Source organism: Comamonas odontotermitis (genome assembly GCF_020080045.1).
GTDB lineage: Bacteria > Pseudomonadota > Gammaproteobacteria > Burkholderiales > Burkholderiaceae_C > Comamonas > Comamonas odontotermitis.
In genome coordinates, this window is the sequence record NZ_CP083451.1 from 4,021,450 (window position 1) to 4,044,356 (window position 22,907).

18 protein-coding genes are annotated in these 22,907 nt (G+C 60.4%); 8 read left to right on the top strand and 10 right to left on the bottom strand.

Features of this window, described 5'->3' with window-relative positions:
- Positions 1-100 precede the first annotated feature (100 nt).
- From sbcD to LAD35_RS18495, 5 genes are all read left to right on the top strand, one after another.
- Positions 101-1,342, top strand: coding sequence for an exonuclease subunit SbcD (gene sbcD, locus LAD35_RS18475; protein ID WP_224150404.1), 1,242 nt, complete (start codon positions 101-103; stop codon positions 1,340-1,342).
- Positions 1,339-4,773 carry an AAA family ATPase gene (locus LAD35_RS18480; protein ID WP_224150405.1) on the top strand — a complete coding sequence of 1,145 codons (3,435 nt, stop codon included), beginning with the start codon at positions 1,339-1,341 and terminating at the stop codon, positions 4,771-4,773. Before sbcD ends, LAD35_RS18480 begins: the two co-directional genes overlap by 4 nt.
- Positions 4,774-5,011: 238 nt before the next feature.
- Complete coding sequence (locus LAD35_RS18485) at positions 5,012-6,808, top strand: NAD(P)/FAD-dependent oxidoreductase (protein ID WP_224150406.1); 1,797 nt, start codon at positions 5,012-5,014, stop codon at positions 6,806-6,808.
- A 753-nt stretch (positions 6,809-7,561) separates the two neighbouring features.
- Positions 7,562-9,265 (top strand): Ig-like domain-containing protein, encoded by a 1,704-nt coding sequence (locus LAD35_RS18490; protein WP_224150407.1) that lies wholly within the window; start codon positions 7,562-7,564, stop codon positions 9,263-9,265.
- A 284-nt stretch (positions 9,266-9,549) separates the two neighbouring features.
- On the top strand, positions 9,550-10,107 hold the full coding sequence (locus LAD35_RS18495; protein ID WP_224150408.1) for a hypothetical protein: 558 nt from the start codon (positions 9,550-9,552) through the stop codon (positions 10,105-10,107).
- A gap of 76 nt (positions 10,108-10,183) precedes the next feature.
- Here the strand turns inward: LAD35_RS18495 and LAD35_RS18500 are convergent, their stop codons facing one another.
- The 5 genes from LAD35_RS18500 to LAD35_RS18520 form a co-directional block, all read right to left on the bottom strand.
- Positions 10,184-10,549: a hypothetical protein gene (locus LAD35_RS18500; protein ID WP_224150409.1), complete on the bottom strand. Its 366-nt coding sequence runs from the start codon at positions 10,547-10,549 to the stop codon at positions 10,184-10,186.
- 216 nt (positions 10,550-10,765) lie between these two features.
- Positions 10,766-11,644, bottom strand: a complete 879-nt coding sequence (gene htpX / locus LAD35_RS18505) for a protease HtpX (RefSeq protein WP_224150410.1) — start codon at positions 11,642-11,644, stop codon at positions 10,766-10,768.
- A gap of 105 nt (positions 11,645-11,749) precedes the next feature.
- Positions 11,750-12,424, bottom strand: coding sequence for a DUF3025 domain-containing protein (locus tag LAD35_RS18510; protein ID WP_224150411.1), 675 nt, complete (start codon positions 12,422-12,424; stop codon positions 11,750-11,752).
- Between the two features lie 162 nt (positions 12,425-12,586).
- Positions 12,587-13,630, bottom strand: coding sequence for a dihydroorotase (gene pyrC, locus LAD35_RS18515; protein ID WP_396022761.1), 1,044 nt, complete (start codon positions 13,628-13,630; stop codon positions 12,587-12,589).
- A gap of 85 nt (positions 13,631-13,715) precedes the next feature.
- Positions 13,716-14,977 (bottom strand): IS3 family transposase gene (locus tag LAD35_RS18520; protein ID WP_396022754.1). Its coding sequence is split into 2 segments (ribosomal slippage): positions 13,716-14,620 and positions 14,620-14,977, totalling 1,263 coding nucleotides; the frame shifts between segments, so codons are not numbered across the junction.
- Positions 14,978-15,107: 130 nt separating this feature from the next.
- Here LAD35_RS18520 and LAD35_RS18525 point away from each other — a divergent pair.
- Complete coding sequence (locus tag LAD35_RS18525; RefSeq protein ID WP_224150413.1) at positions 15,108-16,016, top strand: amino acid ABC transporter substrate-binding protein; 909 nt, start codon at positions 15,108-15,110, stop codon at positions 16,014-16,016.
- A gap of 224 nt (positions 16,017-16,240) precedes the next feature.
- Here the strand turns inward: LAD35_RS18525 and LAD35_RS18530 are convergent, their stop codons facing one another.
- The 5 genes from LAD35_RS18530 to LAD35_RS18550 form a co-directional block, all read right to left on the bottom strand.
- The gene (locus LAD35_RS18530) at positions 16,241-16,978 is read right to left on the bottom strand and encodes an amino acid ABC transporter ATP-binding protein (protein WP_184704033.1); all 738 of its coding nucleotides are present in this window, start codon (positions 16,976-16,978) and stop codon (positions 16,241-16,243) included.
- Between the two features lie 24 nt (positions 16,979-17,002).
- On the bottom strand, positions 17,003-17,674 hold the full coding sequence (locus tag LAD35_RS18535) for an amino acid ABC transporter permease (RefSeq protein ID WP_224150414.1): 672 nt from the start codon (positions 17,672-17,674) through the stop codon (positions 17,003-17,005).
- Position 17,675: 1 nt separating this feature from the next.
- Positions 17,676-18,431, bottom strand: a complete 756-nt coding sequence (locus LAD35_RS18540; RefSeq protein WP_224150415.1) for an amino acid ABC transporter permease — start codon at positions 18,429-18,431, stop codon at positions 17,676-17,678.
- 124 nt (positions 18,432-18,555) lie between these two features.
- Entirely contained in the window at positions 18,556-19,455 is a 900-nt protein-coding gene (locus LAD35_RS18545) for a transporter substrate-binding domain-containing protein (RefSeq protein WP_224152804.1), read from the bottom strand.
- A 293-nt stretch (positions 19,456-19,748) separates the two neighbouring features.
- Positions 19,749-20,687 (bottom strand): LysR substrate-binding domain-containing protein, encoded by a 939-nt coding sequence (locus LAD35_RS18550; RefSeq protein ID WP_224150416.1) that lies wholly within the window; start codon positions 20,685-20,687, stop codon positions 19,749-19,751.
- A 306-nt stretch (positions 20,688-20,993) separates the two neighbouring features.
- On the opposite strand from LAD35_RS18550, the gene LAD35_RS18555 reads away from it, so the two are divergent.
- Both LAD35_RS18555 and LAD35_RS18560 read left to right on the top strand, forming a co-directional pair.
- Positions 20,994-21,587, top strand: a complete 594-nt coding sequence (locus LAD35_RS18555) for a TRAP transporter small permease (protein ID WP_224150417.1) — start codon at positions 20,994-20,996, stop codon at positions 21,585-21,587.
- Entirely contained in the window at positions 21,584-22,882 is a 1,299-nt protein-coding gene (locus tag LAD35_RS18560; RefSeq protein ID WP_224150418.1) for a TRAP transporter large permease, read from the top strand. Before LAD35_RS18555 ends, LAD35_RS18560 begins: the two co-directional genes overlap by 4 nt.
- Positions 22,883-22,907: the final 25 nt, after the last annotated feature.

Below are 22,907 nucleotides of genomic sequence, written 5' to 3' on the forward strand. Positions count from 1 at the left end.
AATGAAACCATTGTTATTATTTATAACCATTCGGGTCCGGTCGTCTCTTGCAGCACGGCAGCAGGCACTACGATAAGCGGCTGTTCTCGCCGATCACCACATGCGCATCCTCCACACCTCCGACTGGCATCTGGGCCAGCATTTCATGGGCCAGAGCCGCCAGGCCGAACACCGGGCGCTGATTGACTGGCTGGTGGCGCAGGTCGATACCCATGGGGTGGATGCCGTGCTGATTGCCGGCGATATCTTCGACACCGGCGCACCGCCCAGCTATGCCCGCGAGCTGTACAACCAGTTGATTGCCCGGCTGCACCAGGCCGGCGTTGCGCTGCTGGTGCTTGGCGGCAACCATGACTCGGTCAGCGTGCTCGATGAAAGCCGCGACCTGCTGCGCCACCTGGGCACTCAGGTGATTGCCGCCACAGGCGCGCCGCACCAGCATGCCATCACACTGCCCCTGCGGGTATCTGGCGATCCCGGCTGCATCGTCTGCGCCCTGCCCTTCATCCGCGCCCGCGATGTGCAGCAAAGCCTGGCCGGGCAAAGCGCACTCGACAAACAACTGGCCCTGCAGGCCGCCATCCAGTCCACCTACCAGCAGGTCTACGACGCCGCGCTCACCCAGCAGGCTGCGCTGCTGCAATCCCTGGGCCGCAAGCTGCCCATCATCGCCACCGGGCACCTCACTACCGTGGGCGCCAGCAGCAGCGAATCGGTACGCGAAATCTATGTGGGTTCGCTGGAGGCGTTTCCGACCAATGCGTTTCCGCCTGCCGACTACATTGCGCTTGGCCATATCCACCAGCCGCAGAAGGTAGGCGGGCTGGACCACATCCGCTACAGCGGATCGCCGATTGCACTGGGCTTTGACGAGGCGCGGCAGACCAAGCAGGTGCTGCTGGTCGATGTGGGAGAGGATGGCCTGCAGGCCGTCACGCCGCTGCCGATTCCGGTGTTCCAGCCCATGTACGCCCTTCGCTGCAGCCTGGCAGCATTGCCAGATGCTCTAAAAAAAATAGCAATCAGCGCAGACACAGAACGTGCCACCTGGCTGGATATCACCATTGAAGAAGACGACTACCTCGCCGACCTGCCCGCCCGCGTGCAAGCCCTGACCGACGGGCTGCCCGTGCAGGTGCTGCGCATCAAACGCCAGCGCGGCACGGCCGCGGCGCAGTTGCAAAGCGCCACCATGGAATTGCTGGGCGACCTCACTCCGCTGGAAGTCTTTGCACGCCGCCTGGCGCTGGAGGCGCTGGAGGCGCCACTGCAGCAGGCCCTGACCGAGCGCTACCAGGAGGTCGTGCACACAGTGACTGCCCCAGGCGGAGACGCGGCATGAAAATCCTCAGGCTTCGCCTCAAGAACCTCAATTCGCTCAAAGGCGATTGGGACATCGACTTCACCGCCGCGCCCTTTGCCGACAACAGCCTGTTTGCCATCACCGGCCCCACGGGGGCGGGCAAATCCACCCTGCTTGACGCGATCTGCCTGGCGCTCTACCACCAGACGCCGCGCCTGTCCGCCATCAGCGCCAGCAGCAACGATGTGATGACCCGCCATACCGCGAGCTGCGAAGCCGAGGTGGAGTTCGAGGTCAAAGGCGTGCGCTACCGCGCCTTCTGGAGCCAGCGCCGCGCGCGCGACAAGGCCAGCGGCGCGCTCCAGGCACCCAGGGTCGAGCTGGCGCGCGTGGCAGATGGCCACATCCTCAGCACCCAGAGTGCAGACAAGCTCCGGCAGATCGCGCAGATCACCGGGCTGGACTTTGCGCGCTTCACCAAATCGATGCTGCTGGCCCAGGGCGGTTTTGCAAAGTTCCTGGAAGCCAGCGCCAATGACCGAGCCGAACTGCTCGAAGAGCTGACCGGCACCGACATCTACAGCCAGATCTCGCAAGCCGTGTTCGAGCGCGCGCGCGAAGCACGCCAGGCACTGGAGCGGAACAAGGCCCATGCAGGCGGCATGCAACTGCTGCCAGAGGACGAGCGTGCCCGGTTGGAAGCGCACGCGGCCCAGTTGCAAACCACCCTGGGGGAGCTCCACACGCGCCACACCGCACTGCAAGCCCTGCAACACTGGCAGACGCAGACTGCGCAAGCTGCCCACGCACACACGCAGGCCAACCAGGCCCTGGATCAGGCCCGGCAAGCGTTGCAGGCTGCTGCGCCTGACTTGCAGCGCCTGCAAGCCCATGGCCCGGCACTAGCCATCGCACCGCTGCATGCGCGCTGGCTACAGGCTCAGGCTGCCAGTGCAGCAGGGCGCACCCAGCAAGAACAACTGCAAGAGGCATGGGGCCAGGCCCGCAGCGCGCAATGGCATATCCATCAGCAAGCCAGCCAACTGGCCGCGCAATCACTGCAAAAAGAAGAGCAAAAACTCCAACAACTGCAGACGCAGCAAGCCGACAACTCCCACTGGCTGCATAGCCACGCAGCCCATGCACAGCTGGGCGAACACCTCAGTGGCTGGCGCGAGCAACTGGAACGGCGCCAGTTCCATCTGCAGCAGCTGCAGCGTGAACAAGACGAGCTGCAGCAAGCCCAGCAACAGGGTGGCGCCTTGCAGCAGCAAGCCACGGATCAGGCTGGCGTGCTGGAGCAGGCCCAGGCTGCCCGGCAGCAGGCAGACGCCGCAGCGCGCGATGCCTTGCAGGCGCAGCAAGCCCGGCTCACTGCCCATGGCGGCAGCCTGGCCCAGTTGCGCGCAGCCTGGCAGACAGCCCAGCAACATCTGCAAGCCTGGCAACAGCTGCAGCACCATGCCAGCCAGCGCGAGCCGCTGGCCCAGCAAGAGATACAGCTCACCGCCGAACTGAACAAATGCGCGGCCCAGGCGCAAGAGCAGCAGGTTGCCCTTGCCGCAATGCGCAGCCAATACAAGGCCCAGAAGGAGCGGGTGGCCGACAAGCAACAATTGCTGGCTCAGGAAGAGCGCATCCAAAGCCTAGAAGCGCACCGCCATGCATTGCAGCCCGGCCAGCCTTGCCCGCTGTGCGGATCGCAGGAGCATCCGGCCCTATCGGCATACGCGGCGCTGGATATCTCTGCCACCGCAACGGCGCTGCAGCGCGCGCAAGCCGAGCTTGAAACACTGCAGCACCAGGGCGAACAATTGGGTGCAGGCCACGCGGCGAGCCTCAGCCAGCAGACCAGCCTGCACAGCCAGCTGGAAGGCCTTGCGGCACGCATTGCCCAATGGAACAGCCAATGGGAGCAACTGCGCCAGACCACGGTGAGCGCATTGCCGCAGGACGCCTGGCAGCAGCCAGCGGTGCTTGCCCAGGCCCAGCAGGCACGCGCCACGCAAACCGACGACCTGCAACAGACCCTGGAGAATGCAGAAGCTGGTGAACGCAGCCTGCAAAGTGCCAAGGACGCCGCCCACGCGGCCGCACAGGCGCTGCAAAACGCCCAACACCAGCATGAGCGCCTGCAGCAAGCCCGGCAGGACAACGCCACATTGCAACAGCGGCTGGCCGCCTCGGTGCAAAGCCTGCAGGCCAGCGCCACTTCCGCAGATGCGGCGCTGCAGGCGGCACTGGCCCCCCTGGGCTTGCAAGTGCCCGGCGACGCCTCCACCAATGCCTGGCTACAGGAGCGCCAGCATGACTGGCAGCAATGGCAGCAGCACAGCGCCCAGCAGCAGTCTCTGGCACAGCAGTTGGCCCTGCAACAGCAGCGCGTCAGCCAGTGCACCCAGGAAGCGAGGCAATGGCAGCAGCGAGCCGCGCAGTTGCAGCCTTTGAATACACCTAGCCCGGCGGCATCCGCCCTGCCCGCCACGCTGGACGATTGCACCGTTTTGCTGGAGCGCACCAACCAGCAACTGGCCAGCCTGGAAGGCCAGACCCAGCAAGCGCGCAGCCACCTGGCGCAACTGCAGCAGGAGGAGGCGCAAGCCCATGCGGCGTGGAATGCCGCCCTGCAAACCAGTCCGTTCAGCGATGACCGCGCTTTTGCACGGGCCCTGTTGCCGCAGGCCGAACAGCAACGGCTTTCCGCGCTGAGCGATGCCTTGCACGCTGCCGTGCAGCGCGCGGCCACCCTGACCGAGGAAGCAGAGCAGCACCACCGCCAGCTGCAGGCCCAGGCTTTGACGCAGGAGGCGCCGCAGGCCATTGCCGAGCAATTGCTGGCGCTGGAGGCCGAGCGCACCCGCACTGCAGAGCACATGGGCGCCCAGCGTGCACGCCTGGCTGATGACCAGGCCCGCCGCACCGGCCAGCAGGCCCTGCTGGCACAGATTGCGGAGCAGGAGCAGGACAGCGACCTGTGGCAGCGGCTCGACAGCCTCATCGGCTCGGCCAAGGGCGACAAATTCCGCAAGTTTGCGCAAGGGCTCACGCTCGACCACCTGCTGCTGCTTGCCAACCGCCACCTCACCCGCCTTCATGGCCGCTACCTGCTGCGCCGCAAACCCACGGGCGAGCTGGAGCTCGACATCGTGGACAGCTGGCAAGGCGATGTGGCACGCGACACACGTACGCTCTCGGGCGGCGAGGCTTTCCTCGTCAGCCTGGCCCTCGCGTTGGCGCTGTCCGACCTGGTCAGCAACAAGACCTCGATCGACTCGCTGTTCCTGGACGAAGGTTTTGGCACGCTGGACGGCGAGACGTTGGAGGTGGCGCTCTCCGCTCTGGACGCGCTGAACGCCAGTGGCAAGATGATCGGCATCATCAGCCATGTGGAAGCGCTCAAGGAACGCATCCCCGCGCAGATCCGCGTGGAAAAAGGCGCGGGGGTGGGTCACTCCAGGTTGGTGATGTGAGGGTGGGTCGGCACCCTGTGTAGTTGGGAAAGCAGCCCGTCGAACCAGGATGCGCGATTTGCCTCCTGAAACTGAAGAAAAACAGCCTGTAGCGTCTTCCCATCAAGCGCTTATTGCTATCAAAATAAAAGTGCCTTGTGTCGCTTTTCCGAGCATATGCCAAGGCCAAGCGGGCCATTGCCGCCGCCCGGGCAGGCTTTGCCGTACCATCCCCAGCCTTGCTTGATAGGTACAAGCCATGATCCGGATCGCAGAACTCAAACTCCCCCTCGCGGCGGTGCCCTACCACCCCGAGAACCACACCGAATTCCCTCCCACGGAAAAGCTCACGCAGCTGGCGAGCGAGCGCCTGGGAATTCCCGCCCAGGCCATTGCCAGCCTGCATGTGCACAAGCGCAGCTTTGACGCCCGCAAATCTGCACTGCTGGCGGTCTACATCGTCGATGTCACGCTGACCGATGAAGCTCTGCAGGCGCAGTTGCTGGCCCGCTTTGCAGACGATTCGCACGTGAACCCCACACCCGACATGGCCTGGAAGCCGGTGGGCCAGGCGCCCACCAGTCTGGCAGAGCGCCCGGTAGTGGTCGGCTTTGGCCCCTGCGGCATCTTTGCCGCCCTGGTGCTGGCGCAGATGGGATTCAAGCCCATCGTGCTGGAGCGCGGCAAGCAGGTGCGCGAGCGCACCAAGGACACCTGGGGCCTGTGGCGCAAGCGCGAGCTGACGCCCGAATCAAACGTACAGTTTGGCGAAGGCGGTGCTGGCACCTTCTCGGACGGCAAGCTCTACAGCCAGATCAAGGACCCGCGCCACCTGGGCCGCAAGGTGATGACGGAGTTCGTCGAACACGGCGCGCCGCCCGAAATTTTGTACGCCGCCCATCCGCACATCGGCACCTTCAAGCTGGTGAAGGTGGTGGAAGGCATCCGCGAGGAAATCATCCGCCTGGGCGGTGAAATCCGCTTTGAACAGCGTGTGACCGATGTGGTGATTGATGCTGCCCCCCATGGCGAAGACGTACAGCGACAGCTCACTGCCCTGCAGGTGCTGAACCAGGCCACTGGCAAGAGCTACACCCTGCCCGCCCGCCATGCCGTGATGGCGCTGGGCCACAGCTCGCGCGACACGTTCGCCATGTTCTATGAGCGCGGCGTGGCCATGGAAGCCAAACCCTTCTCGGTGGGCTTTCGCATCGAACACCCGCAAAGCGTGATCGACCGCGCGCGCTGGGGCAGGGATGCCGGCCACCCGCTGCTGGGCGCTGCCGACTACAAGCTGGTGCACCATGCCAAGAACGGTCGCGCCGTCTACAGTTTCTGCATGTGCCCCGGTGGCACCGTGGTGGCCGCCACCAGCGAACCGGAGCGCGTGGTCACCAATGGCATGAGCCAGTACTCGCGCGCCGAGCGCAATGCCAACGCCGGCATGGTCTGCGCCATCACCCCGGAAGACTACCCGCAGGACGCCGAAAGCTTTGCCTGGGCCTTTGGCGGCAAGACCTATGGCGTGGAAGAGCTACAAAAAGGAGAGCATCACCCGCTCTCCGGCATTGTGCTGCAGCGCCAATTGGAATCCAGGGCCTATGTGCTGGGGGGCAGCAACTACAGTGCGCCCGGCCAGCTGGTGGGTGACTTCGTCACAGGCCATCCATCCACGGAGTTCGGCGCCGTGCAACCTTCGTACAAGCCCGGCATCAGCCTGGGCGACCTGCACCAGGCCTTGCCAGGCTATGCCATCGAAGCCATGCGCGAAGCCCTGCCTGCGTTCGGCAAGAAAATCCGTGGCTACGACATGGCAGACGCCGTGCTGACCGGCGTGGAAACGCGCACTTCCTCCCCCGTCAAGATTGGCCGGGGAGCAGATTTTCAGAGCGACAACACGCGCGGCCTCTATCCGGCCGGAGAGGGCGCCAGCTATGCGGGCGGCATTCTGTCAGCTGGCGTAGATGGCATCAAGGTCGGCGAGGCTGTGGCCTGCGACATTCTGGGCCTGCCCGTGCCTTCATCGGGCGCGCGCGGCTCGGGCGGGGCTCTGTAAAAACAGCTGCGGCATCACGCCAACTACAGCGGCCTGGCCGCGCGACCCCGGTGCAATGCCGGGGCGCCGTAGCGTGCCCCATATGCCTGCATCTCCACGCGCGGTTCCATGTGCCACGCACATGAAGCCGACTTTCTTGGCTTGTTTTTAGAGCCGCCAACACAACCCAACAAATCATAGATTTGCGGTTGGGACGAGGCGCCGGGCCACGTCAGGCCGTGCCGCGTCAGGCCGGGCCACGTCAGGCGAGGCTGCAGGCAGTACAAAGGTACAACAAGGCTTGGCGCCCCCGGCTAGGCGCCCCCGGCTGGGCGCCCCCGACAAAGCAACAACATATCAAGGGTTGTGTTGGCGGCTCTTATTGGCGGGAGCCCGTCCGCGCCTTTCATGGCAGCCTACTTCAGATGGTCAGGCGGCACATCTACGGGACCTTAGATCTACTGGCCGCAGCGGCTACAAGCACAAGAACCGAGCTTGGCCAGTGGTGACGATCAGCTCGGCCAAGCACATCAGACCCACCTGCGGATAGTCCAGATTTTTACCGCTTCCACCTGCAGTTTGGCATGAAGGCGCAAGGCCAAGTCTCGCCCCCCAGTCCATGCAATCACCCAACCCGGAAAGGCAGATCTATACACCTGAAATGTGAATAAATTTAGGCATCTAGCACAAAATTAAATTTATGTTTTTATATTTCTTGATCAAATAACTCTATCGGAAATAGTTGAATTGTGTGTGAATGTACACTCAATGTGAGTGATCACCAGCGTCCAACTCAAGTCACATACCTGTTCCAACTGCTTTAGTGAGAGTAAATTGAACAAATTTATAAAATCTAAATTACTTTATCTAATTGCCACGATAGTGACAATTTTAGGAATGGCAGGTGCACCAGCCCAAGCCGCACTGGTCAACTTCTACAGTGCGACTGGCAAGCTGGGGCTATCGGTTGACGGTTGTGGTACGTTAGCCAATGAATGCAATATCCGCGTCAACAAGCCCAGCGCAACCTCCACCGTCAAGATTGCGTTCTTGATGACGGCCGCCAGCCCCGGAGCTACCTTGGCTGACAACAGCATTTCTCTGGCAGGACAGCCCATTGCCTGGACAGAAAATGTTCTGAGCAACGTGATTGGCATACGCAACTACCGTGCAGACGTCACTTCTGTCGTCAAACCCATCATTGATGGCGCAGCGGTGGGCCTGTCCAACATCGTTGTCAATGAGTCGGTTGCGACGAGCGGGCAAGTGGACGGCAGTGTGCTTGTTGTGGTGTTTGATGATCCGAGCCAGACCAAGGACTCAAGCGTTCTGTTGAACTTCGGGGCACAGTCCTCGGCCGGCGATACCTTCAACGTGACACTGGCAAGTCCCATTGACCCAGCCGTGCCGGGTGCCCAATTGGATATGGGGTTGGGAATTTCTTTCGGTTATCAGGAAAATTCCACCAACCAGAACAGCATGGTTCAAATCAATGGCCAGACCCTCACCTCTTCTGCTGGAGGTGATGATGATGGCGAGCATGCCAATGGCGCACTGCTCACGGTGGGCGGAATCGGCGACAGCAATGACAATCCTGCAGACCCGCTTGCATTGGCAACAAACGCGCGGTCAGACGATGAGCTGTATTCGTTGCTGCCATTCCTGACCTCCAGCACAACAGCCATCTCCACCTATACCGTCAACGCGTCCTCGGACGACAACATCTTCTTTGCCTACTTCCAAAGCTCGACCCCGGCGATCATTGGTTCGGGCATTCTGCTGAGCCAACTGGTGGACACCCATACGGTGGGTGCTACCCATGATGTGCAAGCCGTCATCACCGACACCAATGGCGTCCCACAACCCAATATCAGTGTCACTTTCACGGTCACCACCGGCCCCAATGCAGGCCAAACCTTTACGGCCAATACCGACGCCAATGGGAAAGCCAACTTCAGCTACCCGGGAACCGGTGGTGTAGGCAGCGACGCTATCGAGGCATCTTTTGTTTCTTCCAACAATACGATTACCTCCAACGTGCTGAATGTCACCTGGACCGCTCCAGTGCTGCAGATTGCTCTGAGCCAGACCGTGGACACGCACCCCGTGGGAACTTCACATGAGGTACAAGCCGTCATTACCGATGAAAATGGCGCACCACAACCCAACGTCAGCGTCACCTTCACGGTCACCTCCGGCCCCAATGCAGGCCAAACCTTTACGGCCAATACCGACGCCAATGGGAATGCCAACTTCAGCTACCCGGGAACCGGTGGTGTAGGCAGCGACGCTATCGAGGCATCTTTTGTTTCTTCCAACAATACGATTACCTCCAACGTGCTGAATGTCTCCTGGACTGCTCCGGTGATCAAAACACCAGCACCGGTTCCAGGCTTAGGAGGCTTTGCGCTGCTGTTTACGGCTCTCCTCTTGGGTTTTGTGGGCGCATTGATGAGCCGCCGCAATCCCGCACGGTAAAAGCGCAGCCGACATTCAATGACACAACTCTCTTCGAGAGAAATCTTATAGAGATTTAAAAAAATGAAAAATGCCACCTTCGGGTGGCATTTTTATTGAACGGTACGCGCTTGCATGTTTCGGATTTTCGAGTTATTAATCTCGCGCAAATAGGCTTAAAAATTCCTTAAGAATGCCGCTTTTTACACCATCGCAGCCTTTGCACCACAAGTGATGAACATTCTTCGCAGGCCCATCCTACAATTTTGGATTGTTCTGACTGAAGATATTGCTGAAGGTTTTTCATGGCTGGCTCCATCCTCCGCACGTTGAATTCCTGCCTGGGCACAGCGCTTGTGTGTGCGCTCTCCAATATGGCTTGTGCCGCCGATATAGACAGCCTGGGCAGCGGCAGTGGCTCGGCACTATCTGGGTGGTCATTCGGCTACGCCCCTTATACCTACCACTTTTCGGACGCCAAAAAAGAGCACGATTACGAACCCGATGACGAGAAGCACAAATATGTGTGGCTGGTCAATGCAGAAAAACAGCTTGATGAACGCCAAGTAGCTGGTTTTGCGTATTTCAGCAACTCATTTGGCCAGCCCAGCCAATATGCCTATTACGGCTGGCAGTTCAGGCCCCTGTCTGGCACGCCACAGCTGTTTTTCAAACTCACCGGTGGCGTAATCCACGGCTACAAATACCCATACCATAAGAAGATTCCGCTCAACAACAAGAACGGTTGGGGCCTTACTGCCATTCCTGCGCTGGGCTGGAACTTTGACGAGCACTGGGGCGCCCAGCTCAATCTGTTGGGCAAATCAGCGCTGATGTTTCAGCTGAACTACTCAATCCGTTGATCGCCACCAGTCGGCGCTCCCCAAGCAAAAGCGCCGCGAGGCGCTTTCTGCATGAAGGGCTGCCTCAGCAGGATATTCAACGCCGCTCCCAATGTCCGCCACGGGCCTGCCAGCCGCGCGGGCCACGCACCCATTCGCGGGGCACCCAACGGTCACCACGGTGCGGCGGCGTGGCCCAGCGCCCCTGGCGCCAAACATAGCGGCCTCCGCTCCAATCCCAGAAGCCGCCAATCCAGATCTGCGCCGCTACCGGCGCCACGGCAACCGGTGCCGGCTCATACTGTACGGGCGGAGGCGCTTCGGGTGACACCACCACGGCCCCGGCATTGCCGTAGTAGTACGGGTCGGCAGGTGCCACGACACAACCGGTCATCAGCGCGGCGACCGCCAAGGCCCCTGCGCAGAGCACCGCAGGGCGCCAGGAATGGGGGGTGGGGGACATGGTACATCTCCAGTCATTGCGATGGGCCTATTACAGAAAACACGCCTTAACGCTGCGTGAGCCGTGCGTAAACCGCTGGTAAAAGGCAGGCCCGCGCGGATCTGCGCCAATAACCCACACCGACCTCAAGCACGCCAACACATCCGGCGCGGGCAGCCGATAACCATAAAAAAAGCACTGCCGAAGCAGTGCTTTTGAGAAAGGGCTGGCGGCCTGTTATTGCGCCTGGCTGTTTTGCAGTGCGGCAACGCGCTCTTCGATGGGCGGGTGCGAGCTGAACAGCTTGCCCAAACCGCCGGTAATGCCCATGGCCTGCATGCTCTGGGGCAGTACACCGGGCTGCATGCCGCCCAGGCGGTACAGCGCATTGATCATCGGCTGCTTGCGGCCCATCAGTTTGGCAGCGCCGGCATCTGCACGGAATTCACGCTGGCGCGAGAACCAGGCCACGATGATGGCTGCGAGGAAGCCGAACACGATATCCAGCACGATGGTGGTGATCATGTAGCCAATGCCGGGGCCGGAGCTTTCTTCGTCGTTGCGGCGCAGGAAGGAATCGACCGCATAGCCGATGACACGCGAGAGGAAGACGACGAAGGTGTTCATCACACCCTGGATCAGCGCCATGGTCACCATGTCACCGTTGGCGACGTGGGCCACCTCGTGGCCGATCACGGCCTCGATTTCCTCGCGCGTCATGCCCTGCAGCAATCCGGTGGACACCGCGACCAGCGCCGAGTTCTTGAACGCGCCCGTGGCAAAGGCATTGGGCTCGCCTTCGTAGATACCGACCTCAGGCATGTTGATGCCTGCGGAGTCGGAAAAACGACGCACGGTTTCCACGATCCAGGCTTCGTCCGCATTGGCAGGCTGGTTGATGATCTTGACGCCCATGCTCATCTTGGCAATGGGCTTGCTCATCAGCAGCGAGATGATGGCGCCGCCAAAGCCCATGATGAAGGCAAAGCCAAGCAGAGCGCCCAGGTTCAGGCCATTGGATGTGAGATAGCGGTTGACGCCCAGCAGGCTGGCGACAATGCCCAGCACCACCACGACAGCGACGTTGGTCAGCAAGAACAGAAAAATTCGTTTCATTGAGGGGTTTCTCCAATAAGGGGAACGCATTGATCGCTAATTGAGGCAAAGTTTCGGTAATTCAAGGCCTTACCTGCCTTTTTCTGGCATCGACTGGTGTTGTTATCAAGGTTTTGGCAGTCGTGCCGCGCGAAATACGCAAGAGTCATCGTAGAAGGAAAAGTTCTCGTTTTCCTGGCTCCACCCTGGAACACCCAACACTGGCAGTGGTGTAAATGGTTTGGTCGCGAGCGGCGCTGCGTCCAGGGCTTGTGCGATGGCTGTATCGATATTGTCCCCCAAGCGCGCAGCGAATGGGTGGCAAAAAACATGCGCGGTGATCGGTTTTCTCGGCTGGACGAGTTTCTCGAGCAGCGCGTGGCCCGTCAGAATCAGTTGCGCATCGGACCACAAGGGCCGAAGGTCGACGAAAAGACGCTGCCACTCGCGCGCCCGCAGCGCCTGCCACAGCGGCTCGGGGGCCAGCAACACTGCCCCGTTTTCGTCGAACAACGTAAGCGCGTCGCGCAATGCGCCACGCTGCGCGCCCACACCCTGCAATGCAATGGCCTGCGCCTGCCAGGCATTGAGCCGCGCCTTGGTGCGCGGAAAACGGTGCCAGACAAGGCCGTTGAGCGCATCGTGCAGATGCTCGCGCGTGGGCACACAGCCGGTGCGGGCGATGAAGGCTTCATAGGCCTCACCTTCTGGCAGGTCGGTCTGCGGTACAAAGCGCAGCTCGCAGCCTCCCAGCTGATTGAGCACGTCCGCCACCCGGTTTTCCGGGTTTGCGGACAGCATTTGCACTCGCGAGACCAGGCCACGGTATGGCGCCAGCCAGGGAGCGCTCCAGTCCAGGGCCGACCAGAGGGATTGGGCTGCCGAAGTCAAAGCGCTGAGGCAAAACAGGCCGCCAAAGCATGGCTGGCTAGCGCGAAAACTCATCTTTCAATAGCAACTATCTCAGGCAGCCACCAGCTTCCAAGGCAGGGCTTCACCAGAACGCAGGGGCTTGAGTTCTGTCTCGCCAAACGCGAAGGCTTCCGGCGGCGTCCAGCTCTGGCGTGCCAGGGTGATGCGATCCGTGTTGCGCGGCAGGTTGTAGAAATCAGGGCCGTGAAAGCTGGCAAAGCCTTCAAGCTTGTCCAGCGCACCCGCATTGTCAAACACCTCAGCGTACATCTCGATGGCTGCGTGCGCGGTGTAGCAACCTGCGCAACCAGTGGCTGCCTCCTTCAACTGCGCAGCATGCGGGGCACTGTCGGTACCCAGGAAAAACTTCGGACTGCCACTGGTGGCCGCCTTGACGAGCGCCTGGCGGTGCACCTCGCGCTTCAAGACCGGAAGGCAGTAGTAGTGCGGGCGGATGCCACCGGTGAAGATGGCGTTGCGGTTGTAGAGCAGGTGCTGTGCGGTGATGGTGGCGGCGGTATGGCTGTCGCTGTCTTCCACATACTGCGCGGCTTCCTGGGTGGTGATGTGTTCGAAGACGATTTTCAGCTCCGGGAAATCACGGCGCAGCGGAATCATGTGTTGGTCGATGAAGGCGGCTTCGCGGTCGAACAGATCGATGTCGCTGCTGGTGACTTCACCGTGCACGAGCAGCAGCATGCCTGCGCGCTGCATGGCCTCGAGCGTGGGGTAGATCTTGCGAATATCGGTCACACCATGGTCGCTGTTGGTGGTGGCGCCTGCCGGGTAGAGCTTGCAGGCGACCACACCCGCTGCCTTGGCACGCACGATCTCCTCGGGCGCCAGATTGTCCGTAAGGTACAGCGTCATCAGCGGCTCGAACGACAGCCCCTGCGGCACCGCCGCCAGGATGCGCTCCCTGTAGGCCTGCGCCAGAACAGCCGTGGTGACTGGTGGCTTGAGATTGGGCATGACGATGGCACGCGCAAACTGCTGCGCCGCGTGCGGCACGGTTGTGGCCAAGGCAGCGCCGTCGCGCAAGTGGATATGCCAGTCATCTGGACGAGTGATGGAGAGGGTCTGGATCGTGCTCATCACACGATTGTCGCATTGGTCATATCTCCGTAACATGCAATCGAGAAGAGCCTCATGCCCGCCAAGGCACCTGACCCGTCCTAGATTAGGTTGACACCTGGGACGGTAATTCAAGCCGGCGGATGCCGGCCAAGGACGCCCGATGCACCGCATCGGGCGTTTGCATTTTCAACGATAGATGGGGACGCTCGGTGTTGTAGATCCTCACCGACTCGCCCACCATGCGCCGGGCCTGCTCCAGGTTGGCGGGCCGCTGCAGCAACAGCTCGCCTTTGAGGATACCGTTGACCCGCTCGGCCAGCGCGTTCTGGTAGCAGTCGTAGCCATCGGTCATTGAGCAGTACAGGCCGTGGCGCCGATGGATGCTCTGGTAGTAGCTCGAGCAGTACTGGATGCCCCGATCCGAGTGGTGCACCAAGCGCTGGTGGCTTTGGCGGGCACGCAAGGCCATCTTCAGAGCCTGGGCCATCGGCTCGGTTTGCAGGCTGTCATGCACATGCCAGCCCACGATCTTGCGCGAGTAGGCGTCGGTGACCAGGCTCAGGTAGACGAACTTGTCAGCCGTGGGCAGGTAGGTGATGTCGGCCACCCAGACCTGCTCGCTGGCCCTGGCGCACACCTGCTGCTCGCCCGCCTTGAGCAGGTTGGGATGACGACGAAGCCGGTGATGGCTGTCGGTGGTCTTGTGGTACGCCCGCCGTGCGGGCACCAGCATTCGGGCGTTGCGCAGCACATCGAACAGCGCATCGCGCCCCAGACGGATACCCGCCTGCCCCAGCGGCTCGCGCAGCACATGGTGCAACTTGCGCGTACCCAGCCTGGGCTGGCGAACCCGCCAATCGCGCACCAGCTGCACCACCGCCTCGGCCCGGCTCTCACGCCGTGCGTGGCGCCGTTGGCCCTGGTAGTACGCCTGCCGGCTCAGCCCCATGCAGCGGCAAGCCCTCGCCACGCTCAGCCCTTGGACGAGCCGCTGCGCGAGGACTTGCCCGAAGGCTTTTTTACGACGCGCACTCCATAGTCCTTCTTCAGAACATCAAGCATCGCCTCGAACAGCTGGGCCTTCTCGTTGGCCTCTTTGAGCTGCACTTGCAAGGCCTTGATCTGCTGCTCGGGCGTCAGTGCTTGGGGCGTTTTGTCTGGGGGCATGGCTGCACATGATGCACCACGCCCCCAACCTTGGCGACCATGCTTGCGCAGCCATACCAGCACCGTTGATCGACCCTGGATCCCATAGCGCGTCTGCGCTTGCTTGTATGTCAACTCGCCTTTTTCCACCTGCTCGACCACTGCCAGCTTAAAAGCCAGCGTGTAGTCCCTCTGGGTTCGCTTGGAGCCTGATTCCATGAGACTTGCCTTTTCCTTCAAGAAAAGGTGTCAACCTCCGGCAGGACGGGTCAACCAGAGGAAAAAAGGGAGGGCTGCAGTGCAAGTGCGTGCCCAATGAAAGCATGATTACTGATGAAACTTAGTCCAAATGTTGCTAAGACACCTATTGCCTGCCGCTTCGTTGTTGGTCATTGCCAACATCTGCTTTGCGCAAGATCAAACCTCCTCATCGGGAAGTTGGGACAAGATTAAAAATGCGCGCGCGATCACCATCGGATACCGACCGGACGGCCTTCCATTCTCGTACGCGATAGAAGGATCGAAAATACCGGTCGGTTATGCGATTGATATCTGCCAAGCGTTGGTCGCCAAGCTGCAGCAGGCCATGGCCATTCCCCAACTCGACATCCGCTACCACGCCATCAATGGGCAGACGCGCTTTACCGATCTTGCCAGTGGCAAGATTGACATGGACTGCAGCAATACCACCAACAACAGGGAGCGGCGTGAAACACGGCGCGTTGCGTTCAGCATGCCGTACTACGTGACAGGGGTACGCATCCTCACCCTGAGCAGCAGCAAGATCAACGATATGTATGGCCTAGAGGGCAAGCGCGTCATCACCAGCAAGGGCACCTCCTCCTTTCAAACGCTGAACAGCGTACTGAACAACGGCCTGAAGTTAGAGCATTCCGAATGCCTGCAGCACCAGGACTGCTTCAATGCAGTGCAGAACGGCATAGCCGACGCCTGGTTGATGGACGATGTGCTGCTGGCCGCCTATCGTGCACAGGCCGCCAAGCCCGAGCAGTTCAAGATCGTCGGCAAGCTGATGTCGATCGAACCTCTCTCGGTGATGATGCGCGAGAGTGACACTCGCATGAAGAAGGTGTTTGACGAAGAAATGCGGGCCATGGCGAGCAAACAGGAGATCGCCCGCCTCTACAAGAAGTGGTTTGAGTCGCCGCTGCCAGGCAAGCGCTTCAACCTGAATACGCCGATGTCTTACCTGCTGACCGACATGTTGCGCTACCCCAGCGACAAGTTCGACAACTGAGCCTCAACAGGCCGCGCTAGCCACAGCTTTCGACAAAGCACCTACCGCAGCGGCGCAGGCAGAAAGCGACACGCGTCCAATGCATGCACTCCTATGCGTATGTCGTCACCAGTTACTTAAAAAAGAGCTGCCAGCGCACTCCTGTTGTGGGTTTTATGATGATTTTCATCTAAAACCCAAACAAGACAAGCGCTGGCAGCTCTTGTTTTTGAAGCAGTACCGAATCAGTGCTGCAGGATCTTGCTCAGGAAGTCCTTGGTACGAGGCTGACGGGCATCGGGGTTGCCGAAGAACTCGTCCTTGCTGCAGTCTTCGAGGATCTTGCCGCCCACGTCCATGAAGATCACGCGGCTGGCCACCTTCTTGGCAAAGCCCATTTCGTGCGTCACGCACATCATGGTCATCCCTTCATGGGCAAGGCCGATCATCACGTCCAGCACCTCGCCAACCATTTCAGGGTCCAGCGCGGAAGTGGGCTCGTCAAACAGCATCACGGTCGGGTCCATCGACAGCGCACGTGCAATGGCCACACGCTGCTGCTGACCGCCGGAGAGCTGGCCTGGGAACTTGTCCTTGTGCGCCATCAGGCCCACGCGGTCCAGCATCTTCAGGCCTCGGGTCTTGGCTTCGTCCGCACTGCGGCCCAGCACCTTCATCTGTGCGATGGTCAGGTTCTCCGTCACCGACAGGTGGGGGAAGAGCTCGAAGTGCTGGAATACCATGCCCACGGTGCTGCGCAGCTTGGGCAAATCGGTCTTGGGATCGTGCACTGCGGTGCCGTTGACCCAGATTTCACCCTTCTGCACCGGCTCCAGTGCATTGATTGTCTTGATCAGCGTGGACTTGCCGGAACCCGAAGGGCCGCACACCACCACCACTTCACCCTTGCTGATGCTGGTGGAGCAGTCGTTGAGCACCTGGAAGCTGCCATACCACTTGGAGACATTCTTCATTTCAATCATTTGGATATCCTTTGTATTGCAGCATCAACGGATGATGGCGATCTTTTTGTGCAGACGCTTCACAAACCACGACAGCGTAAAGCAGATGATGAAGTACAGGACGGCAGCCGCCAGATAGGCCTCGACCGGACGGCCGAAATTCTTGCCTGCCACTTCAAAGCCCTTGAGCATGTCGTAGGCGCCGATGGCGTACACCAGCGAAGTGTCCTGGAACAGAATGATGGTCTGCGTCAGCAGCACGGGCAGCATGTTGCGGAAGGCCTGCGGCAGCACCACCAGACGCATGTTCTGGCCGTAAGTCATTCCCAGCGCCTGGCCGGCATACACCTGACCGCGCGGAATCGACTGGATACCGGCGCGCATGATCTCCGAGAAATACGCCGCCTCAAACGCCACGAAGGTGATGATGGCCGACATTTCAGCGCCAATCGGCTTGCCGATCAACAAAGGCACCAGCAGGAAGAACCACAGGATCACCATCACCAGCGGAATGGAGCGCATGCCGTTGACGTAGATCGTCGCTGGCACCGTGAGCAGCTTGTTGCCCGACAGGCGCATCAGCGCCAGCAAGGTACCAAAGAAGATGCCACCCAGGGTCGCGATGATGGTCAGCATCACGCTGAAACCCAGACCCTTGATGATGAAGTTCTGGATCAGGTCCCAGTTGTAGAAGGAAAAGTCAAGATTCAGATTCATCTCAGTGGCCTCCCGATCCGCCGGCAGTAATGAAGCCTGGAATGCGGCTCTTCTTTTCAATGAAAGCCATGATGCGATTGATCACAAAGGCCGAGATCATGTAGAGGCCCGTCACTGCCAGGTAGACCTCGATACCGCGCGAGGTTTCTTCCTGTGCCTGCATGGCGAACAGGGTCAGCTCTGCCACCGACACGGCAAACGCCACGGACGAATTCTTGAAAATGTTCATCGCCTCGCTGGTGAGCGGCGGAATGATGATGCGGTAAGCCATGGGCAGCAGCACATAGCGGTAGTACTGGAACGTGGTGAAGCCCAGCGCCATGCCTGCATAACGCTGGCCACGCGGCAGCGCCTGGATACCAGCGCGCAACTGCTCGGCGATACGGGCAGAGGTGAAAAAACCCAGCGCCAGCACCACCAGCAGGAACCCGGGTACCTGCTTCAATACGGGGAAGATGGCCGGCACCACGTGGTACCACAGGAAAATCTGCACCAGCAGCGGCACATTGCGGAACAGCTCCACCCATGCATTGCCAAAACGCACCGTCCATGGCCGGTCTGGCAAGGTACGCAATGTACCGATGATCGAGCCGACGATCAAAGCGATCACCAGCGCACACAAAGACACGGAGACCGTCCATCCCCATGCAGACATCAACCAGTCCAGATACGTGATATCGCCGTTCTTGCCGAAACAGCCTTGCACGACCTGGCGCTCGATGGTGTCTTCACAAAATACTTGCCAATCCCAATTCATAGGGCCACCTCTTTTTTTGTCGTTGTAGCAATGTTTGGCACCGGCACGCAACTATCAATTACCAGTACCAACAAAAACGCCCCTCCAAACCGCTGGTTGGAAGGGCGGTACCCGTGAGGTGTGCTTACTTGACTTCGTAGGCTTCCATCGGCTTGTCGTTAGGATGCTCCCAGGCTTCCTTGGTCGCAGCCGACAGTGGCAGACCCACCTTCACGTTGTTCGGTGGGATGGGTTGCATGAACCACTTGTCGTACAGCTTGGCCAGCGAGCCATCCTTGATCTGGCGCACGATGGAGTCATCCACGGCCTTCTTGAAGGCGGCGTCGTCCTTGCGCATCATGCAGGCGATGGGCTCGACCGACAGCACTTCACCAACGATCTTGAAATCGGCAGGAACCTTGGACTTGGAGATGTTGGCAGCCAGGATGGAGCCGTCCATGATGAAGGCGTCAGCACGGCCCGATTCCAGCATCAGGAAGCTGTCGGCGTGGTCCTTGCCCATGACTTCCTTGAAGGTCAGGCCATCGGCGCGCTTGTTCTTGCGCAGGGTTTGCACCGAGGTGGTGCCCGTGGTGGTCACAATGGTCTTGCCATTGAGGTCCTTGATGCCGGTGATGCCCGAGTTGGCTTTCACGGCAATGCGGATTTCTTCCACATAGGTGGTGAACGCAAAGGCTGCGTCCTTCTGGCGGGCCTGGTTGTTGGTGGTGGAGCCGCACTCCAGATCCACGGTACCGTTCTGCACCAGAGGCACGCGGTTCTGCGAAGTCAGCGGCTGGTACTTGACTTCCAGCTTGGCCAGACCCAGCTGCTTTTGCAGGTCATCGGCAATGCGCTCCGACATCTCGGTATGGAAGCCCACGTACTTGCCGTTGCCCAGCGTATAGCCCAGGCCCGACGATTCACGCACGCCCAGGGTAATACTGCCGGAAGACTTGATCTTCGCCAGGGTATCACCCGCTTGCGCAAACGCGCTACCTGCAGCAACCGCTGCCACCGCAAAAGCCAGCAAATGTTTCTTCATCATCAGACCTCCAGAAAAATCAGTTTGGTTGTAGTCACGCTGTCAAAAACCATCAAGACACCAATGCGACAACCCGCGCGCTCGATTGTGCACCGGTCAGGCTAATGTGATGAGATCATGCTGACACATCTTCAGCAATTTAAATCCCATCATCATTGCCCATAGCATTTTCCAAAGAAAACCCTAAGCTCCGGCCTGCAAAAAATAAGCAATCCGTAAGCATTGCACAAAATAGTTGCGGGCCGTATTAGAAATTACCCTGCAAATCAGAAAAATAAATAGCGCTATCCATATCAGGGATGGCGTGCGGGATTCCGCGACGACAGATAGTCCCACAGGGCCTGCGCACTGCTTTTGACGGAGTCCTTGGACTGCGGCTTTTCCCGGTAGACGCGAACATCCATCTCCACCTCCCATTGCGCGGAACTGGGATGGTCTGCGCGGACCAGTTTCTTGGCCTTGAGCTCCTTTCGGACTGCACTTTGCGGCAGGAAGGCAATGCCATGACCTTCCATTGCCATCGCTTTCAGGCCTTCGGCCATATCGGTTTCGTACACGCGATCCAGATAGGCGGGCTCTGGCGCCTGTTTCAGTGCCAGATCGGTCACGCGGCTCAAATAAGCGCCAGGTGCGTAGCCCAGAAAGGGCAGGGGCACCTCCGAGGTGCCGGGCAGAGGAAACAGCGGCAGGCCGTCAAGCCCCGGCTTGCAGTATGGTGCCATGGCCTCGCAGCCCAGGCTCACCATTTCGTAGCGCTGCGGGTCGAGCTGGATGGGCTGGGATTCATGGTGGTAGGCAATCAGCAGGTCGCAACCGCCTTCGACGAGGCGCACCACCGCATCGTGCACGTTGAGCGCCATCAGGCGGCTCTTGAACAGGCCGAAATCATTGCGCAGGCTCGACACCCAGGCCGGAAAGAAAGTGAATGCCAAGGTGTGCGGCACGGCAAAGTCGATGATGTCCTTGCCGGAGGAGGCATGCACCCGCAGCATGGAGCGCGTGCTCTGCACCGCCTGCAGGATTTCAATGGCCTGGTTGTACAAGGTCTTGCCTGCGGGCGTCAGCCGGGTCGGGTAGGAGCTTCGATCCACCAGATCCGCCCCGGCCCAGGATTCCAGTGCCTGGATGCGCCGTGAGAATGCCGGCTGCGTGACATGGCGCAACTGCGCCGACCGGCTGAAACTGCGCGTTTCCGCCAGACTCACAAAATCTTCAAGCCACTTGGTTTCCATGCGCGCATTATCCACACGCTTCGCACCGGCCCAACCAATGCAGCGCAATTTGCGGCGAAGCCATTGGTCACTACGGCGACGTGTACCTTGCTTTCCGTGCATATGCGCAACGTTTGCGGGAAATTCATGGCATTTTGCCCTCCGCAACCGCGCCATAATCAGCGGCAACTGGTCTACCCACCAGGCAAATTTTGCTGGTTCAGCAGCCCATCTACCCGATTGCGATGGTCCGCCCACAAGGCGGCTTGTGTTTCATGCCTCTGCGTTTTGTCTGGCTCTGCCGAGCCTTTTTGGACCCCGGTTGTTATGACCCCACCTTCCTCCACCCGTCCGGGCGGCGCCGCCGCGCCTGACACATCCCCTCTCGCTCCCGCCACACCACCACCCGCCAAAGGTCTGTGGCTGGAGGACTGGCTCACGGTGCTGATCATGGCGCTCCTGGCGCTGATCACCTTTGCCAATGTCATCGTGCGCTATTTCACCGACGGCTCATTCGCCTGGACCGAGGAAATCTCCGTCTTCCTGATGATTCTGCTGGCCATGGTGGCAGGTTCTGCTGCCGTGGCGCGTGACCTGCACATCCGCATCGAGTACTTTGCCGACCGTGGCAACGCCCGCCGCCGCAAGGCCTTTGCCCGCTTTGGTGCACTGATGGTGGCCCTGCTGTTTGCTCTGATCTGCGTGCTCAGCATCCGCGTGGTCTACGACGACTACCGTTTTGAAGAAACCTCCCCTGGCATTGGCGTGCCGCAATGGTGGTACTCCGTCTGGCTACCGATTTTTTCGGCGCTGATCACGATCCGCGCGCTGGGCCTGTTCGCGCGCCAGGGCAAGGCCAGCTTTGAAGCACCGGCGGACGATACCGGCGACAGCACGGTCACCACCAAGGAGCTTGCATGATTGCCACGCTCCTGTTCATAGGCTTTATCGCACTGATGCTGATCGGCGTACCCATTGGTGCCGCGCTGGGATTGGCCGGAGCCGTGGCAATTGCACTGGCCAACGCCGATGCGCAATGGTTCGGCCTGCTGGCCGTGCCGCAGAACTTCTATGCAGGCCTGGGCAAATACCCGCTGCTGGCCATTCCGATGTTCGTGCTGGTGGGCTCCATTTTCGACCGCTCCGGCGTTGCGCTGCGGCTGGTCAATTTTGCAATTGCCATCGTGGGGCGTGGTCCGGGCATGCTGCCGCTGGTGGCGATTGCCGTGGCCATGTTTCTCGGCGGCATTTCAGGCTCGGGCCCTGCCAATGCTGCAGCCGTTGGCGGTGTGATGATCGCTGCGATGAGCCGCGCGGGCTACCCTGGCAGCTTTTCGGCCAGCGTGGTGGGCGCGGCGGCTGCAACGGACATTCTGATTCCGCCTTCGGTGGCATTCATCATCTACTCGGTGCTGGTGCCCGGCGCCTCGGTGCCCGCGCTGTTTGCGGCAGGCATGATTCCGGGCGTGCTGGCCGGGCTGGCGCTGATCATTCCGGCGGTATGGATGTCGCGCAAGCACAAGATGGGCGCACTGGAGTCGAGCCTGCCACGCCCACCGTTCTGGAAGAGCCTGCGCGAGGCCGCCTGGGGCCTTGCAGCACCGGTATTGATTCTGGGCGGCATGCGCATGGGCTGGTTCACCCCGACCGAAGCGGCCGTGGTCGCCGTTTTCTATGGCTTGTTTGTCGGCATGGTGATCCACCGCACCATCAGCCTGCGTGACCTGTTCCCCATCCTGCGCGAAGCGGGCGAGCTGTCGGCCGTCATCCTGATCGTGGTGTCACTCGCCGGCATCTTTGCCTTCTCGCTCTCGACGCTGGGCGTGATCGACCCGATCACCACGGCCATCGTCAACTCGGGCCTGGGCGAATGGGGTGTGATGGCGCTCCTGATCCTGATGCTGATCACCGTCGGCATGTTCCTCGACGGCATTTCGATCTTCTTGATCTTTGTGCCGCTGCTCATGCCCATCATGCAGCACTACCACTGGGATCCGGTGTGGTTCGGCGTGATTCTGACCTTGAAGGTGGCGCTGGGGCAGTTCACGCCACCGCTGGCCGTCAACCTGATGGTCAGCTGCCGCATCGCTGGTGTGCGCATGGAGTCGACCGTGCGCTGGGTCGGCTGGATGCTGTTTGCCATGTTCTGCGTGATGGTGCTGGTCATTGCCTTCCCGCAGCTCGCCCTGTGGCTGCCTGCCAAGCTGGGTTATTGATAAAAACATGCAAAAGCGCTTACCC